We start from the raw sequence: 17,090 nt of genomic DNA on the forward strand, positions 1-17,090 counted from the left end.
GTCCGACACCGCGTGACCTCCCGATCCGGGATGGCGCCCAATCCGTCACCGAGGCTCTTAGACTCGGGGACGGACTCGGGAGACAAACGAGAAGGCGGCACTGGTGACGGTCGAGTTAGCGCACCCGTCCACCGAGCCGTTGGCGTCCCGGTCACCGGCCGACCCGGTTCATCCGCGTTGGTGGTTCATCTGGACCACACCCGGTCGGATCATGGCGCTGGGCGTCATCCTGGCCACCCTCGGGGTGCTCAGCGCGTTCGCCACCTCGACCACGATCGATCACCGGCAGCAGGCACTGACCACGGTGCTCGACGACACCGAGCCACTGTCCTTCAACGCCGGCCGGCTCTACACCACGCTGTCGGTGGCCGACGCGGCCGCGGCCACCGCGTTCATCGCGGGCGTGGAACCCCGTCCGGTGCGGCAGCGCTACGAGGACGCCATCACCGCGGCCGCCGGCGCGTTGACCCGCGCGTCGGCCGGCCTGACCGACGAATCCCGGCAGCAGTTGCTGGCCCGGATCAACGCCAACCTCGCGGTCTACACCGGGCTGATCGAAACCGCCCGCACCAACAACCGGCTGGGCAACCCGGTCGGCTCGTCGTACCTGTCGGAAGCGTCGGCGCTGATGCAGGACACCATCCTGCCCGACGCGCAGCGGCTCTATCAGGAGTTGTCGTCCCGGGTGGACGCCGAGACCACGTCGTCGACCCGGATCCCGTCGCCGGTGATCCTGATCGTGGCGGCCACCATCGTGTTCGGTTTGTTCGCGCACCGCTGGCTGGCGCGGCGCACCCGACGCCGGGTCAACATCGGTCTGGTGGCCGGCGGCCTGGCGATCCTGTTGATGGTGATCTGGGTGGGCACCGCGTTGATCATCTCGACCGCGGGCAGTCGCAGCGCCAAGGACAACGCCGCCGAGTCGCTGAAGACCGTCACCAACCTGGCGATCACCGCGCAGCAGGCCCGCGCCGACGAAACCCTGTCGCTGATCCGCCGCGGCGATGAAGACGTCCGCAAACAGTCCTACTATCAGCGCATCGAGACCATGCAGCAGGAACTCGCCGACTATCTGCAACGCAGCGACTCCATCGACAAGTCGGAGCTGGAGAACGCCGACCAGTTGCTGGCCCGCTGGCGCGCGGCCGACGAACGCATCAATGCCTACATCTCGGTGGGTAACTACCAGGCCGCCACCCAGGTGGCGCTGGGCACCGGGGAGGACGACTCCACGCCGGCCTTCGACAAGCTGGAGGCCGCGCTCGATGCCGGTATCCAGGAATCCCGCCAGCAGTTGCGCAACGACATCCTCAGTGCCCGACGGGTGCTTTCCGGTGCCACCATCGGTGCGGTGGTGCTGTCGCTGGGTGCCGCGCTGGCCGTCGCGTTGGGTCTGTGGCCGCGGATGAGTGAGTACCGATGAGCTCGGTGCTACGCCGGTTGAGCGCCGCGGTCCTGACCGCGGTGTTGGGAGCGGGGTTGCTCGGCGGCTGCGGCCAGACCGAATCGTTGGCCCCGATGCCCAATCTGACGTTGCCGGCACCGACACCGGCCGGGATGGCCGAGTTGGCCCCGGCCGTGGCGCCGCCGCCCAGCGCGGAGGACGAGGACTGTGACCGCACGGCGAGCCTGCGGCCGTTCACCGACCGCAAGGAGGCCGAGGCCGCCGTCGAGCACATCCGCAACCGGGGCCGACTGGTGGTCGGTCTGGACATCGGCAGCAACTTGTTCAGCTTCCGGGATCCGATCACCGGTGAGATCGCCGGGTTCGACGTCGACATCGCCCGCGAGGTGGCCCGCGACATCTTCGGCAACCCGTCGCAGGTGGAGTACCGCATCCTGGCCTCGGCCGACCGGATCAACGCGCTGCAGAACAATCAGGTCGACATCGTGGTCAAGACCATGAGCATCACCTGCGAGCGCCGCGAACTGGTGGCCTTCTCCACGGTGTATCTAATTGCGCACCAACGCATTCTGGTGCCGCGGGATTCGGCGATCAACGACGCCAGCCAGCTGCCCGGGCGGCGGGTGTGCGTGGCGCAGGGCACCACGTCGCTGACCCGGATGCAGCAGATCGCGCCCCCACCGATCATCATCTCGGTGGTGACCTGGGCCGACTGCCTGGTGGCCGTGCAGCAGCGGCAGGTCGATGCGGTGTCCACCGATGACACCATCCTGGCCGGGCTGATGTCCCAGGATCCCTATCTGCACATCGTGGGGCCGAGCATGGGTCAGGAGCCGTACGGCATCGGGATCAACCTGGACAACGCCGGCCTGGTCCGCTTCGTCAACGGCACCCTGCAGCGTATCCGGCAGGATGGAACCTGGAATGCGTTGTACCGCAAGTGGTTGACCGGGCTCGGCCCGCCGCCGTCGCCGCCGGTCGCGAGGTATCTGGACTGAGCCGATGGCAGACACCGAACCCGACCAGGACCGCACGACGCCCGACGCGTCGGTCGACGACCCGCACGACGACGGCGGCCCCGGCACCCAGCCGGCCGAGATGCTGTTCGACTCGGCGTCGACCATGCGGCCGATGGCCACCCAGGCCATCTTCCGGCCGCAGTTCGACGACGACGAGGACGACGTCATCGTCACCACCGGCCGCGACGACTACCCGAATGCACTGACCCGCGCCATCGCACCCGCCCGCCGCCTCGGTGGCGGCATGGTCGAGATCCCGCGGGTTCCGGAGATCGACCCGTTCGCCGCACTGATGACCAATCCGGTTGTCGCGGAATCGAAACGGTTCTGCTGGAACTGCGGCAAGCCGGTCGGCCGGTCCACCCCGGACGGCGCGGCACTGTCGGAGGGCTGGTGCCCGCACTGCGGCAGCGCCTACTCGTTCCTGCCGCAGCTGGGTCCCGGTGACATGGTCGCCGACCAGTACGAGATCAAGGGCTGCGTGGCACACGGCGGCCTGGGCTGGGTGTACCTGGCGGTGGACCACAACGTCAACGAACGGCCGGTGGTGCTCAAGGGTCTGGTGCATTCCGGGGACGCCGAAGCCCAGGCCATCGCGATGGCCGAACGGCAGTTCCTGGCCGAGGTGGTGCACCCGTCGATCGTCAAGATCTACAACTTCGTTGAGCACCCGGACCGGCACGGCGAGCCGGTCGGCTACATCGTGATGGAGTACGTCGGCGGCACCTCGCTCAAACAGAGTCGCGACCAACGACTTCCGGTCGCCCAGGCGATCGCCTACATGCTGGAGATCCTGCCGGCGCTGGGTTATCTGCACTCGCTCGGGTTGTGCTACAACGACCTCAAACCCGAGAACATCATGCTCACCGAGGAGCAACTCAAGCTGATCGACCTGGGCGCGGTCTCCCGGATCAACTCGTTCGGCTACCTCTACGGCACACCCGGTTATCAGGCGCCCGAGATCGTGCGCACCGGACCCACCGTGCAGACCGACATCTACACCGTCGGACGCACCCTGGCAGCGCTGACGCTGCGGCTGCGCACCAAGCACGGCCGCTACGTCGACGGCCTGCCCGAGGACGATCCGGTGCTCACCCAGTACGACAGCTTCGGCCGGTTGCTGCGCCGCGCCATCGACCCGGACCCGCGCCGCCGGTTCGCCACCGCCGACGAGATGTCCGGTCAGCTACTCGGCGTGCTGCGCGAAGTGGTGGCCGCCGACACCGGCATTCCGCGGCCCGGCCTGTCAACGATGTTCAGCCGGTCCCGGTCCACCTTCGGCGTCGACCTGTTGGTTGCGCACACCGATGTCTACCTGGACGGCAAACCGCATTCGGAGAAGCTGACCGGCGCCGAGATCGTCACCGCGCTGCCGGTGCCGCTGGTGGACCCCAGCGACGTGGCCGCAACGGTGTTGAGCGCCAACGTGTTGTCCCAGCCGGTGCAGACCCTGGACTCGCTGCGCGCGGCCCGGCACGGCGCGCTGGACTCCGACGGCATCGACCTGTCCGAATCGATCGAACTACCGCTGATGGAGGTCCGCGCGCTGCTGGACCTCGGCGATGTGGCCAAGGCCACCCGCAAGCTCGACGACTTGGCCGACCGGGTCGGCTGGCAGTGGCGACTGGTCTGGTTCCGTGCGGTCTCCGAACTCCTGACCGCCGACTACGATTCGGCCACCAAGCATTTCACCGAGGTGCTCGATCACCTGCCCGGTGAACTGGGGCCCAAACTCGCGTTGGCGGCCACCGCGGAGCTGGCCAGCAGCACCGCCGAAGAACAGTTCTACCGCACCGTGTGGTGGACCGACGAGGGTGTGATCTCGGCCGGTTTCGGTCTGGCCCGCGCCCAGGCTGCGCTCGGCGATCGCGAAGGTGCGGTACGCACCCTCGACGAAGTTCCGGCCGCCTCACGGCATTTCACCACCGCCCGGCTGACCAGTGCGGTGACCCTGCTGGCCGGCCGGTCCACCAGTGAGCTCAGCGAGGAGAACATCCGGGACGCCGCCCGGCGCGTGGAAGCCCTGCCGGACACCGAGCCCCGGGTGCTGCAGCTGCGGGCGTTGGTGTTGGGGACCGCGCTGGACTGGATCACCGACCACGAAGCCAGCACCAACCACATCCTGGGTTTCCCGTTCACCCAGCACGGGCTACAACTGGGTGTGGAGTCCGCGCTGCGGGCCCTGGCCCGGCAAACCCCGAACCGCGCGCACCGCTACACGCTGGTCGACATGGCCAACACCGTGCGCCCGACGAGCACCTTCTGAGCCGGCACCGGCGGCGCGCTACTGCCCGGCGGCCAGCACGTCCATGCAGTCCCGCGCGATGGCCAACTCCTCGTCGGTGGGGATGACCAGCACGGTGGTCGGCGAGTTCTCCGCCGAGATCACCCGCGGCCCGCGGGCCGGACTGTCGTTGAGGTGCTCGTCGATCTCGATGCCCAGCGGGGCCAGCCCGGTCAACGCATCGCGGCGCACCGCGGCGTCGTTCTCGCCCACGCCGGCGGTGAACGTGATGACGTCGGTGTTGCCCAGCACCGCCAGGTAGGCGCCAATGTACTTGCGCAGCCGGTGGATGTACACATCGTAGCCGAGTCTGGCTGCCTCGTCCCCGTTTTGGATGCGCCGATGCAGTTCCCGGAAGTCGTTGTCGCCGCCCAATCCGTACACCCCGGAGCGCCGGTTGAGGATCGACTCGATCTCCTCGAACGGCAGCCCGGCGGTGCGCGCCAGGTAGAAGATGATCCCGGGATCCACGTCACCGCTGCGGGTGCCCATCACCAGCCCCTCCATCGGGGTCAGGCCCATCGAGGTGTCCACCGGCCGGCCACCGGCGATCGCCGAGGCCGACGCACCGTTGCCCAGGTGCAGCACGATCTGGTTCAGGCTTTCGGGTTCGGCGCCGAGGAAGACCGCGGCCTGCTGACTGACGTACTGGTGTGAGGTGCCGTGGAACCCGTACCGCCGGATCCCCCAGCGCTGCGCGAGTTCGTGGTCCAGCGCGTAGGTGGCCGCCGCAGGTGGTAGGTCGTGGAAGAACGCGGTGTCGAACACCGCGATGTGCGGCACGTCGGGCAGCAGTTTGCGGGCCACCTCCACGCCGCGCAAGCCGGGCGGATTGTGCAGCGGCGCAAGCGGTGAGAGCTCGTCGACCTTCGGGATGAAGCTGTCGTCGATCAGGGTCGGCCGGTACAGCTCGCTGCCGCCGTGCACCATCCGGTGCCCGACGGCCACCAAACCCAGGGTCTCCAGATGGCCACCGGCCTCGGCGAACAACTCGAAGGCCAGCCGCAGCGCGGCCTCGTGGTCGACCACCCGGCGTTCGCGTTCGATCTTGAGCCCACCGAACTCCAGGGTGGCCATCGAGTGGTCCTCACCGATCCGTTCGATGATCCCGTCGGCCACCGAGGCGCCGGTATCTGGTTGCACCAGACTGAATTTGATCGACGAGGAGCCGGAATTGAGTACCAGCACGGTAGGTCGCACGTCTCAGCTCCCCTGGGCCTGGATGGCGGTGATCGCCACGGTGTTGACGATGTCGGCGACCAGCGCACCGCGGGACAGGTCGTTGACCGGTTTGTTGAGCCCCTGCAGCACCGGCCCGATCGCGACCGCCCCGGCGCTGCGCTGCACGGCCTTGTAGGTGTTGTTGCCGGTGTTGAGGTCCGGGAAGATCAGCACGGTGGCCCGGCCGGCCACCGCCGAATCCGGCATCTTGGACGCCGCCACCGACGGCTCCACCGCCGCGTCGTACTGGATCGGCCCTTCGACCAGCAGGTCGGGTTCCCGACGCCGGACCAATTCGGTTGCCGTGCGCACCTTCTCGACGTCGGCACCGGTTCCGGAATTGCCGGTCGAGTAGGACAGCATGGCCACCCGCGGTTCGATGCCGAACTGGGCGGCGGTGCGCGCCGAACTGATCGCGATGTCGGCGAGCTGCTCGGCGGTGGGATCCGGCACGATCGCGCAGTCGCCGTAGGCCAGCACCCGGTCGGACAGACACATCAAGAAGATGCTCGACACCGTCGACACCGACGGCGCGGTCCGGATGATCTCGAAGGCCGGCCGCACGGTGTGCGCCGTGGTGTGCGCAGCGCCGGACACCATGCCGTCCACGATCTCGTTGTGCACCAGCATGGTGCCGAAGTACGACACGTCATGAATGGTCTCGCGGGCCTGTTCGACGGTGACACCCTTGTGCTTGCGCATCTCGGCGTACTGCTCGGCGAACTTGTCGCACAGCTCGCTGGTCTTCGGGTTGAGCACGGTCGCGGCACTGATGTCGACACCGAGTTCGGCTGCCCGCAACCGGATCTGGGTTTCGTCGCCCAGGATGGTCAGGTCGGCGACGCCGCGCAGCAGCAGCCGGCCCGCGGCGTGCAGGATGCGGTCGTCGTCGCCTTCGGGCAACACGATGCGTTTGCGGTCCGAGCGGGCCCGGTCGATCAGCTCGTACTCGAACATCTGCGGTGTGGTGACCGTCGGGATCGGCACCGCCAGCCGCTCCAACAATTCGCCGAGGTCGACGTGGGTGTCGACCAACTCCAGCGCGGTGTAGATCTTGCGCTCGGAGTCCGCGGTGACCCGGCCGCGGGCCGAGGCCACCGCGCTGGCGGTGTCGAAGGTGCCCAGATCGGTCGCGATGATCGGCAGCCGCGAACCCAGCCCGTCGACCAGATCGGCGATCGCCGGGTGCAACTCCAGGCCACCGTTGAGGATCACCGTCGACAGCGACGGAAAGCCTTCAGCGGCATTGGCACTCATCACCGCCAGCACCACGTCGGAGCGGTCGCCGGGGGTGATCACGGCCATCCCCTCGCGCAGCCGCTCCAGCACGTGGTCGGCGGTCATCCCGGCCACCATCACGCCGAGCACCTCGCGACCGAGCAGTTCCTGGTCGCCTTTGATCAGGGTGCCGTCCACCGCGCTGACCAGCTCGCCCACCGACGGTGCGACCAGCAGCGGATCCTCGGGCAGCACGTAGGCCTTGGGTTCGATACCGGCCAGCGCCGCGGCCACGTCGGCGAGCTGATCGGGGTCGGCCCGGTTGGCCACCACCGCGGCGGGGTACGCGTGCTGGTTGGCGATCTCGGCCAGGCACAGTTCGACCACCTGGGCCACCTCGTGCGGGGTGCGGCCCTTGGCCCGCACCGCCAACACCACCGGTGCGCCCAGGTTGGCCGCGATCCGGGCGTTCATCGACAGCTCGCTCGGGCTGGCCACATCGGTGTAGTCGCTGCCGACGATCAGCACCGCATCGCAGCGATCCGCCACCGCGTGATAGCGGTCCACGATCGCGACCAGCGCCGCGGCCGGGTCCTCGTGCAGCTGCTGATAGCTGACCCCGACGCAGTCTTCGTAGGGCAGCCCGGCGGTGGTCTGCGCCAGCAACAATTCCAGGATGTAGTCGCGTGCCTCACCGAGCCGGGCGATCGGCCGGAACACCCCGACCCGCGGCACGGTGGCGCGCAACCGGTGCAGGATCCCCAGCGCGATGGTCGACTTGCCGGTGTCGCCTTCCGGGGCTGCGACGTAGATGGCCGTTGCGTTGGGTCCGCCGTTGGTCTCTACCACGGCGCCCAGCTTTCCTCATCCGACCGCAGAACGCGACAACCAACCCGAGCAACACCGGCCAACCGGGCCGACTCAGCCCAGTTTGCGCAGCCGCGGCTCCAGATCACGCGCGAACAGCTCCAGGAACCGGCGCTGGTCGTGTCCGGGAGCGTGGAACACCAGGTGGTTCAGGCCCCACTTGACGTACTGGGCAACCTGCTCGACGGCCTGGTCGGGGTCGGAGGCGACGATCCAACGCTTGGCGACCTGCTCGATGGGCAGCGCGTCGGCGGCCTTCTCCATCTCGATCGGGTCGTCGATGGAGTGCTTCTGCTCGGCGGTCAGCGACAACGGCGCCCAGAACCGGGTGTTCTCCAGCGCCTTGTCGGGATCGGTGTCGTAGGAGATCTTGATCTCGATCATCCGGTCGATGTCGTCCGGGTTGCGGTCGGCGGCCGCCGCACCCTCCTTGACCGCGGGGATCAGCTTGTCGGCGTAGAGCTCGGCGCCCTTACCGGAGGTGCAGATGAACCCGTCACCGGCGCGGCCGGCGTACTTGGCGACCACCGGGCCGCCGGCCGCGATGTAGATCGGGACGCCGTCGTCGGGCACGTCGTAGATCGAGGCGCCCTTGAGCTTGTAGTAGTCACCGTCGAAGTCGACCCGGTCACCGCGCCACAGTTCGCGCATCAACCGCACCGATTCCCGCAGCCGGGCGAAGCGCTCCTTGAACTCCGGCCATTCCCCGACGTAGCCGGTGGCGATCTCGTTGAGCGCCTCACCGGTGCCGACGCCGAGGAAGATCCGATCCGGGTACAGGCAGGCCATGGTGGCGAACGCCTGCGCGATCACTGCCGGGTTGTACCGGAAGGTCGGGGTCAGCACCGAGGTCCCGAGCTGCAGCCGCTGGGTGCGCTCACCCACCGCGGTGATCCAGGCCAGCGAGAACGGCGCGTGCCCACCTTCGTGTCGCCAGGGCTGGAAGTGGTCACTGACGGTGGCGCTGTCCATACCCGCCGCTTCTGCTGCCACACCCAGTTCGACGAGTTCGCGCGGAGCGAACTGCTCAGCCGATGCCTTGTATCCCAGTTTCAGTTCAGCCACATCTCTAGTTCTACCCTTCGACCTACACTGCCCTGATGGCGCCCGCACGCAACGAGTTGGTCCGGGTCACCGACACCGTGTATCTGGCCACCACACCGCTGGTGAACTGGACGCTGGTCACCGATCCGGATCCGGCGGCCGGTGTGCTGCTGATCGACGCGGGTTTTCCGGGGCAGCGCGCCGAGGTGCTGGCCTCGCTGCGGGAACTGGGCTATCACGCCGCCGATCTGCGCGCCATCCTGCTCACCCACGCCCACGTCGACCACTTCGGCAGCGCGGTGTGGTTCGCCGCCGAACACCAGACCCCGGTGTACTGCCACGCCAACGAAGTTGGGCACGCCAAGCGGGAGTACCTGGAGCAGGTTTCTGCGCTGGCGGTGGCCCGGCAGATCTGGCAGCCGCGCTGGTTGAAGTGGTCGGCCCAGATCGCCCGCCAGGGCGCGTTCCTGCGCGCCGGGATCCCGTCGACCCAGCCGCTCACCGAGGACATCGCCGCGGATCTGCCGGGCCAACCGTTGGCCATCCCCACCCCCGGGCACACCGGTGGTCACTGTTCGTATCTGGTCGACGGCGTCTTGGTCGCCGGTGACGCCCTGGTCACCGGGCATCCCACCGCGCCGCGACGCGGCCCGCAGTTACTGCACCCGGTGTTCAACCACGACCAGGACGGCTGTCTACGCAGCCTGGGCGCGCTGGCCATGTTGGAGACCGAGGTGCTGGTTCCCGGGCACGGCGAAATGTGGCGCGGCCCGATCCGCACCCTGGCCGAGCAGGCCGCCGGCTAAGACGGTGGCGTCAGGCCCAGCTGGTCGCGCAGCGTCTCACCGGCGTACTCGCTGCGGAACGCACCGCGCTCCTGCAGCAGCGGCACCACCTGGTCGACGAAGTCGTCCAGGCCGTGCGGAGTCAGGTGCGGCACCAGGATGAAGCCGTCGCAGGCGTCGGCCTGGACGTGCCGGTCGATGGCGTCGGCGACTTGGGCCGGGGTACCGACGAACTGCTCGCGAGCGGTGACCGCGATGATCAACTCGCGGATCGAAAGTCCCTGCGCCTGTGCGCGTTCGCGCCACTGCGCAGCCAGCGCGCGCGGGTCGGCGTGCCGGACCCGGCCCTGGCTCACGGTCGGGTCATCGACCGGGTCGACGTCGGGCAGCGGACCGTCCGGGTCGTAGTCCGACAGGTCGCGCTGCCACACCTGTTCCAGCATCGCGATCGCGGTCTGCGGGCTGACCTGCTGCTCGCGGATGTGCCGAGCCCGTGCGGCGGCCTCGTCCGGGGTGCCGCCCAGCACCACCGAGGCGGCTGGAAACACCTTGACCCGCTCCGGGTTTCGGCCGTGCGCCGCGACCTTGGCCTTGACGTCGGCGTAGTAGCGCTGACCGGCTTCCAGACCGGCGTGCACGGTGAAGAACGCGTCGGCGTAGCGGGCACCGAACTCGCGGCCGGCATCGGAGTCACCAGCTTGCAGCAGCACCGGATGGCCCTGCGGCCCACCCGGCAGGGTGGCCAACCCGCGGACATCGAACTGCGCGCCGTTGAACCGCACCGCGTGGATCCGGGCCGGGTCGGCGTGCACACCGGTGCCCGGATCGGCCGCCACCGCGCCGGTGTCCCAGCTGTCCCAGAACTTTCGAGCCACCTCGATGAACTCACCCGCGCGCAGGTAGCGGTCGGCGTAATCGAGGAAGCCCCCGCGGCGAAAGTTCGCCCCGGTGAACGCATCCGAGGAGGTGACCACGTTCCAACCGGCCCGGCCATCGGAGAGGTGGTCCAGCGACGCGAACTGCCGGGCCACCTCGAACGGTTCGTTGAAGGTGGTGTTGATGGTGCCGACCAAACCCAGCCGTTCGGTGACCGCGGCCAGCGCGGCCAGCACCGTGAAGGTGTCCGGCCGGCCCACCACGTCCAGGTCGTGGATGCGGCCGCGGTGCTCACGCAGCCGCAGACCTTCGGCCAGGAAGAAGAAGTCGAACTTGCCGCGTTCGGCGGTACGGGCCAGGTGCACGAACGAGTCGAACTCGACCTGGCTGCCGGATGTCGGGTCGGTCCACACCGTGGTGTTGTTCACCCCCGGGAAGTGTGCGGCCAGGTGAATCGGCTTGCGCTGTTTGCCTTCTCGAACCTGGGTCATCGCAATCCCCACTGTTTGGCCAGCAGCTCGTGGGAGCGCAGCCGGTCCTCGTGCCGGTAGGCCATCGAGGTGATCACCAGCTCGTCGGCGCCGCTGAGCTGTTGCAGGGCCTGCAATTTGGTTGCCACCTGCTCGGGATCTCCGACGAACTGGGTTTCGGTGCGGTCGGCGACCACGGCACGCTGCTCGGCGGTCAGCGGCGCGCAGTCGGCCGGGTCCGGGTACGGCGGGGCACCGTCACCGGCCCGGATGCCGTACACCCAGTGCCCGTAGCCGGCCGCCAGCCGGCGTGCGGTCGGTTCGTCGTCGGCGACCACGACGTCGGCCGACACCACGACGTAGGGCGCGGGCAGTGCGCTCGACGGTTCAAAGTGCCGCCGGTAGGTTTCGACGGCTTCCAGCGCGGTACCGGGCGTGCTGTGGTAACTGGCCACGAACGGCAGCCCGCGGGCCGCCGCAACCCGGGCGCTCTGCCCGGCCGAACTACCGAAAACCCATGGCAGCAGACCGGATCCGCGTCCGGGTACCGCCGACAGCCCGACGTCACCGACGGTGAAGCTGCCGTCGATCAGGGCCAGGATGTCCGCCAGCAGTTGATCGAAGTCCGGTGCCTGGGCCTCGGGTTGCTGCAGCACCGATCCGCCGGCCCGGATCCGGGGGCCGGCCAGCACCGCACTGTTGTCGAATGGGACCGGGATGAGCACCCCGTCGACCTCGCGGCGCACCCGCGCCGGCCGGGCCGGGCGCGCACCGTCGCGGACCTCCCGTTGGGTTTCGGTGCGGCGTTGCGCCGAGCGACCCACGCCCAGATCGATGCGGCCCGGGTGGAACGCGGCCAGCGTGCCGAAGCTCTCCACCACCGCGACGGCCGTGCTGAAGCCCAGCTGCACCGCGGCCGCGCCGACCCGAATGTCCTTGGTGGCACTCGCGATCTGGCCGATCAGCACCGCGGGTGCCGCGCTGGCCACCGCCACGAAGTGGTGTTCGGCCACCCAGAAGCGGCGGTATCCCCAGGCTTCGGCGTGCTGGGCCAGATCCACGCTGTTGTGCAGCGCGGTGCCGGCGTCGCTGCCCGCACTGATCGGCGCCAGGTCGAGTACCGACAGCGGCACGGTCACGACGCACCCACCGTCGCACCCGCGTAGCGGTTGACCCGGACCGGCAACCCGAGCCGGGCCCGCAGGGTTTCACCGTCCCGGTACCCGGTGCGGAACCGGCCGGTCTGCGCCAGCAGCGGCACCAGCTGCTCGACGATCACCGGCAGGTCCCGGGCGTGCACGGCCGGGCGCAGCCGGACGCCGTCGGCACCGAGGTCGTGCCAGCGCACGATCAGTTCGGCGACCTGCTGCGGGGTGCCCGCGCAGATCGCGGCGTCGGAACCGAACTCGGTGTCCCCGCCGAAGGTGACCACCAGATCCGGGTACACCGACGTCTGCCCGGCTGCCCGCAGCTGGGCCAGCGCGGCCCGCAACTCGTCGTCGTCGCGGGGCGTGATGAACACCAGATCGGCTGCCGCAGCGCCGAACTGGTAGGCGTGGGCGGTGTGCGCCAGCGCGGCGACCAGCGGCTGACCCTGCGGCGGGCGGGGCGTGATCGATGGTCCTTTGACCGCGAACCAGCGGCCGGCGAAGTCGACGTAGTGCAGTTTGTCGCGGTCGATGTAGCGGCCACTTCCGACATCGCGGATCACCGCGTCGTCCTCCCAGCTGTCCCAGAGTCGGCGCACCACCTCGACCACGTCTTCGGCTTCGTCGAACGCCTCGTCCGGAGCTGCGGCCGGGCGGCGGCCGAACAGCGCCGCTTCATGTGCCGTGGTGCTGATCCTCGGTTGCCAGCCGGCCCGGCCCCGGGACACGAAGTCCAGGGTGGCGATGGCCTTGGACAGGTGGAACGGTTCGGTGTGGGTCACGGTGGCCACCGGCACCAGTCCCAGGTGTGTGGTCACCGGGGCGATCCGCGCCGCGGTGAGCAGCGCGTCGGCGCGGCCAACCAGGCGGCCCGGGCTCAGTTCGGCGCGCCGGCCCGGTTGCGGGGTCAGCGCGTCGTCGATGGTGATGAAGTCGAGCAGGCCGCGCTCGGCGGTCACGGCGAGATCGGCCCAGTACCGACCGGAGGTCACCGCCGGCAGCTGGCCGGTGAGCCCGGCGGCGATCCGCCAGGCCTGCCGGTGCCAGCCGTAGCCGTCCAACGCGACGGCCAGGTGCAGCGGGTTGGTCTGCGGGTCCGGGAAGGTCATCACCTCACTGTCCAACGAGCACGCGGTCGGCGCATTCCGCAGCCGGGGTTGCGCTCAGCGAGATTTCAAATTCGGCGTGCTCGGCCCCTTCAGGAACAAATTTGACACGTGTAAAGTTCGGCGCCATGGACAACATCAGGGGTAAGACGATCGTCATCACCGGGGCTGCCCGGGGCATCGGCTTCGCCACCGCGCAGGCGCTGCTGGCTCGCGGTGCCCGCGTGGTGATCGGTGACCGCGACGGGACCGCGCTGGACGAGGCGATCCGCCAGCTGGATCGGCACGGTCAGGTCAGCGGCTACCCGGTGGACGTCACCGACGCCGAATCCTTCGCGGTGTTCCTGGACAAGGCCCGCAGTGACGGCCCGGGGCACATCGACGTGTTGATCAACAACGCCGGGGTGATGCCGGTCGGGCCGTTCCTGGAGCAGACCGACCAGGCCATCCGCACCGCCATCGAGGTGAACTTCGCCGGGGTGGTGACCGGCTGTCGGCTGGTGTTGCCGGAGATGGCCAAGCGGCACCGCGGCCACATCATCAACATCTCGTCGGTGTCCGGCCTGGTGGCCCCGCCCGGGCAGGCGGTGTACTCGGGCACCAAGTTCGCGGTGGTCGGGTTCTCCAGCGGGCTGGCCGACGAGTTCGCGCCGCAGGGGGTGCACGTCAGCGTCGTGATGCCGACGTTCACCAACACCGACCTGATCTCCGGCACCCACACCTCGGCCGCGCAGAAGCCGGTGCAGCCGTCGGACATCGCGGCCGGGGTGATCAAGGTGCTGGACAAGCCGACCATCACGCATCTGTCGGTGCCCGGCCCGCTGCGTCCGATCAGCATCCTGACCCAGCTGCTGCCGCCGCGTGGCCGGCGCTGGCTGGCGCACAAGCTCGGCAACGACACGGTGTTCCTGACCTACGACGCCAAGGCCCGGGCCGCCTACGAGGAGCGCGCGCAGAACGCCCGCGGGGTCATCGACTGATCACTGGCCGCGCATGATCTTGGCCAGGTCGGTGCGCGAGCTGGCGCCGACGCGTTGGCAGGCGCGGTACAGGTGGCCTTCCACGGTGCGCACCGAGGTGAACAATCGGTCCGCGATCTCCTTGTTGGACAGCCCGGCAGCCACCAGTTCGGCGACCTCGCGTTGCCGCCCGGTCAGCGGAGTGGGAGTGGCCGGGCTGCGGGTGGCCGGCGTGCACAACCCGCCGCACTCCTCGGCCAGCTGGGCGGCCATCGCCGCGGCGTAGCGACCCCGGGTCCGGGACTGCGCCGCGGTGAACGCGACGGCGGCTTGCGCGGCGGCATCAGCTGCGGTGGCCCGGTCCCCGATCCGCTGATAATCCTGCGCCACGGTCAGCAGTCCTTCGCCGTCCCCGGCGCGCAGCGCCTCGGCGTGCGCCGCCACCGCCTCGGCCAGCGGCAGCTTGAGCAGATCGGCCAGCTCGCGGGTGCGGCGGGCGATCGCGCCCAGGTCGGCTCCGCCGCCCCACTGCACCGCAGCCTGCAGGCAGGCCAGCTCGTGGGTGGGTTGCCCCCGGTCGCCGGACTGCCGCGCTTCGGTGAGCACGGTGTCGATGGCCGTGGCCAGCGCTCCGCTGGCCGCCTGGGTCCAGCCGGTGGCCAGCGCCAGTGCGGTGCGCATGAAGACGAACTCCGAGCGCACGCTGTGCCGCGCCTCGGCCAGCATCTGCTCGGCCTGCTCGGATTCGCCGAGCCGGGCGTGCGCCTCGGCCAGCCCGAACACGCACGCCGGCCGCAAACCGTTTGTCACACCGTGGGTTTCGACACCGGCCAGCGCTTCGTGCAGTTTCGTGACCGCGGACCGCAGATCCCCGCGCATCAGGTCGGTGACCCCCATCATGAACACCAGGTTGGCGTACGCCAGGCTGGGCATGTCCTGGGCCAGGCTGGACAAATGCGCTGCGGCGCGGCCGCATTCGGCGAGCCGTCCGGTCAGCCGGCAGGCCCGGGCGTACACCCCGGCGAACCAGAACCGCATGTGTGAGGTCTGGTGCGAGTTGCCGGCCCGGTCCAGCACCGCATGCGCCACCGGGGTGATGTCGTCGGCGTGACCGAGCGCCCCGCAGGCCATGATCAGGGCCACCGAGGCCAGCATCGCGTTCAGTTCGCTGAGGTCCCGGAACTCGAGCGCGGCCCGGGCGTTGCGTTCGGCTTCCACGCAGCGCCCGCACACCGCGTCCAGACAGGCCTGCACGGCCAGGCGCTCGGCGCGTTGCGCGGCGGTTTCGTCCGGACTCTCCAGCGCGGCCAACTCGGCGTCGGCGTCCTCGACCGCGCTGAGCATCCAGATCATGTTGGCGGCCCGCAGCGTCATCCAGCGGTGTTGGTCGACGTCGGCACGGCCGCTCAGTTCGGACAGGAACGTCTCGGCACCCGGGCCGTCGCCGGCCAAGAACCGGTTGATCGCCATGATCTCCACGGCTTGATCGGATCCGGCGTCGGCGGCCGCGTGCGCGAACCGCTCGGCGAGGTCGAGGTCCAGCAGCGTCATGGTGGCCCGCGCGGCGTCGACGTACAGCTGCGGGTCCGGCGGCAGATCGGACTCCAAGGTCAGCAGCGCGCGCCGCACCGTGCTGGCCGCGTCACCGTTCCCGTGTGCGGCGATGCCGCGCGCGAGTTGGCCGCGCACCTTGGACAGGTACATCTCGCCGACCGCGGCCCGCCGCAGTTCACCGAACAGCGGGTGGGACAGCCGGGCCTCGAGTGTGTCGCCGCTGCGTTCGACGGTGATCAGCCGCATCTGCTCGGCGGTTTCGACGTCGCCGCGGCCCACCAGGTCGATCAGCACCTGCGCCGGTAGCGGCTCGCACTGCGACAGCGCGTCGACCACGGCGGCCACCCCGGGCGGCAGCCGATCCAGTTGGGTGCCAACCAGATCGCTCATGCTCTGCGAGACCACCAGATCGCCGTCCCACATCCACACCCCGGCCACCCGGCGCACCCGGCCGGCAGCCACCTGATCCTTGATCAGCTGCTGCAGGAACAGTGCGTTGCCACCGGTGAGCCGCCAAAAGCGTTGTGCACTACGCGAATCGACCGGCCCCTCGAGCAGCCCCTCGAGCATCGCCCGGGTGGCTTCCAGGCTCAGCGGCTCCAGATCCAGCCGGGTCAGCAGGCCGTCCTTCCACAGCGCCTTCACCGCGTCGGGTGCGCCGGCTCCGGTACGCACCGTGACCACCAACCGCGCCTCCCGGGTTTGCGCGATCTGGTGCACGACGTGCGCCGAGAACCCGTCGAGCAGGTGCGCGTCGTCGATCCCGATCAGCATCCGGCCCTGCCGCTGCTGGGCCAGCAGTCCGTTGATGATCCGGCGCACGCTGGGCACCGGATCGGCGGCCGCCTCGCCAAGCGATACCGTGAACGCCCCCAACGGGATTGGTCGCGCCGATGCGGTGCCCACGATCCACTTGGTGCGGGTCCCGCCGGCGGCCGCCTGGCTCAGCAGTTCCCGGGCCAAACGGGTCTTGCCGACGCCCGCGGCGCCGGCGATCACCACACCGGCATGACTACCGGTCCCACCCAACGCGCGTCGCAGGATCGTCAGCTCAGCACCGCGCCCGGCCAGCGCGTCCCCGCTGATCACTCGGCGACTATAACGCCAACTCGGGTGCCGAATACCCGGTTTTAG

General features: G+C 69.5%; 12 protein-coding genes. 5 read left to right on the forward strand and 7 right to left on the reverse strand.

Going from position 1 to position 17,090, the window contains the following annotated elements:
- Positions 1 to 103 precede the first annotated feature (103 nt).
- From glnX to AC5Y3P_RS16270, 3 genes are read left to right on the forward strand one after another with little or no spacing between them, the layout of a single operon-like run.
- Positions 104 to 1,423 carry a protein kinase G-activating protein GlnX gene (gene glnX / locus AC5Y3P_RS16260; RefSeq protein WP_500046950.1) on the forward strand — a complete coding sequence of 440 codons (1,320 nt, stop codon included), beginning with the start codon at positions 104 to 106 and terminating at the stop codon, positions 1,421 to 1,423.
- On the forward strand, positions 1,420 to 2,403 hold the full coding sequence (locus AC5Y3P_RS16265; RefSeq protein WP_500046951.1) for a glutamate ABC transporter substrate-binding protein: 984 nt from the start codon (positions 1,420 to 1,422) through the stop codon (positions 2,401 to 2,403). The genes glnX and AC5Y3P_RS16265 overlap by 4 nt, the downstream gene beginning before the upstream one ends.
- 4 nt (positions 2,404 to 2,407) lie before the next feature.
- On the forward strand, positions 2,408 to 4,690 hold the full coding sequence (locus tag AC5Y3P_RS16270) for a serine/threonine-protein kinase PknG (protein WP_500046952.1): 2,283 nt from the start codon (positions 2,408 to 2,410) through the stop codon (positions 4,688 to 4,690).
- Positions 4,691 to 4,708: 18 nt separating this feature from the next.
- Here AC5Y3P_RS16270 and AC5Y3P_RS16275 read toward each other — a convergent pair whose 3' ends face one another.
- The 3 genes from AC5Y3P_RS16275 to fgd all read right to left on the reverse strand — a co-directional run bounded on the left by AC5Y3P_RS16275 (position 4,709) and on the right by fgd (position 9,079).
- Positions 4,709 to 5,908 carry an acetate kinase gene (locus AC5Y3P_RS16275; RefSeq protein WP_500046953.1) on the reverse strand — a complete coding sequence of 400 codons (1,200 nt, stop codon included), beginning with the start codon at positions 5,906 to 5,908 and terminating at the stop codon, positions 4,709 to 4,711.
- 3 nt (positions 5,909 to 5,911) lie between these two features.
- Positions 5,912 to 7,996: a phosphate acetyltransferase gene (pta, locus tag AC5Y3P_RS16280; RefSeq protein ID WP_500046954.1), complete on the reverse strand. Its 2,085-nt coding sequence runs from the start codon at positions 7,994 to 7,996 to the stop codon at positions 5,912 to 5,914.
- Between the two features lie 72 nt (positions 7,997 to 8,068).
- On the reverse strand, positions 8,069 to 9,079 hold the full coding sequence (gene fgd / locus AC5Y3P_RS16285) for a glucose-6-phosphate dehydrogenase (coenzyme-F420) (protein ID WP_500046955.1): 1,011 nt from the start codon (positions 9,077 to 9,079) through the stop codon (positions 8,069 to 8,071).
- A 35-nt stretch (positions 9,080 to 9,114) separates the two neighbouring features.
- On the opposite strand from fgd, the gene AC5Y3P_RS16290 reads away from it, so the two are divergent.
- Positions 9,115 to 9,864, forward strand: coding sequence for an MBL fold metallo-hydrolase (locus tag AC5Y3P_RS16290; RefSeq protein WP_500046956.1), 750 nt, complete (start codon positions 9,115 to 9,117; stop codon positions 9,862 to 9,864).
- Here AC5Y3P_RS16290 and AC5Y3P_RS16295 read toward each other — a convergent pair.
- From AC5Y3P_RS16295 to AC5Y3P_RS16305, 3 genes are read right to left on the reverse strand one after another with little or no spacing between them, the layout of a single operon-like run.
- The gene (locus AC5Y3P_RS16295; RefSeq protein ID WP_500046957.1) at positions 9,861 to 11,210 is read right to left on the reverse strand and encodes an NtaA/DmoA family FMN-dependent monooxygenase; all 1,350 of its coding nucleotides are present in this window, start codon (positions 11,208 to 11,210) and stop codon (positions 9,861 to 9,863) included. The genes AC5Y3P_RS16290 and AC5Y3P_RS16295 overlap by 4 nt on opposite strands.
- Positions 11,207 to 12,328: an LLM class flavin-dependent oxidoreductase gene (locus AC5Y3P_RS16300; protein WP_500046958.1), complete on the reverse strand. Its 1,122-nt coding sequence runs from the start codon at positions 12,326 to 12,328 to the stop codon at positions 11,207 to 11,209. The genes AC5Y3P_RS16295 and AC5Y3P_RS16300 overlap by 4 nt, the downstream gene beginning before the upstream one ends.
- Positions 12,325 to 13,446 (reverse strand): LLM class flavin-dependent oxidoreductase, encoded by a 1,122-nt coding sequence (locus tag AC5Y3P_RS16305; protein WP_500046959.1) that lies wholly within the window; start codon positions 13,444 to 13,446, stop codon positions 12,325 to 12,327. Before AC5Y3P_RS16305 ends, AC5Y3P_RS16300 begins: the two co-directional genes overlap by 4 nt.
- Positions 13,447 to 13,571: 125 nt before the next feature.
- On the opposite strand from AC5Y3P_RS16305, the gene AC5Y3P_RS16310 reads away from it, so the two are divergent.
- The gene (locus AC5Y3P_RS16310) at positions 13,572 to 14,423 is read left to right on the forward strand and encodes an SDR family oxidoreductase (protein ID WP_500046960.1); all 852 of its coding nucleotides are present in this window, start codon (positions 13,572 to 13,574) and stop codon (positions 14,421 to 14,423) included.
- On the opposite strand, the gene AC5Y3P_RS16315 is transcribed toward AC5Y3P_RS16310, so the two are convergent.
- Positions 14,424 to 17,045: a helix-turn-helix transcriptional regulator gene (locus AC5Y3P_RS16315; RefSeq protein ID WP_500046961.1), complete on the reverse strand. Its 2,622-nt coding sequence runs from the start codon at positions 17,043 to 17,045 to the stop codon at positions 14,424 to 14,426.
- Positions 17,046 to 17,090 lie beyond the last annotated feature (45 nt).

Source organism: Mycobacterium sp. NGS45 (assembly GCF_059812645.1).

Bases quoted from the DNA above. Each gene is read 5' to 3' on its own strand.
- AC5Y3P_RS16295 (WP_500046957.1), bottom strand. From the start codon at position 11,210: ATGACCCAGGTTCGAGAAGGCAAACAGCGCAAGCCGATTCACCTGGCC.
- AC5Y3P_RS16290 (WP_500046956.1), top strand. From the start codon at position 9,115: ATGGCGCCCGCACGCAACGAGTTGGTCCGGGTCACCGACACCGTGTAT.
- AC5Y3P_RS16265 (WP_500046951.1), top strand. From the start codon at position 1,420: ATGAGCTCGGTGCTACGCCGGTTGAGCGCCGCGGTCCTGACCGCGGTG.
- AC5Y3P_RS16305 (WP_500046959.1), bottom strand. From the start codon at position 13,446: ATGACCTTCCCGGACCCGCAGACCAACCCGCTGCACCTGGCCGTCGCG.
- AC5Y3P_RS16310 (WP_500046960.1), top strand. From the start codon at position 13,572: ATGGACAACATCAGGGGTAAGACGATCGTCATCACCGGGGCTGCCCGG.
- AC5Y3P_RS16270 (WP_500046952.1), top strand. From the start codon at position 2,408: ATGGCAGACACCGAACCCGACCAGGACCGCACGACGCCCGACGCGTCG.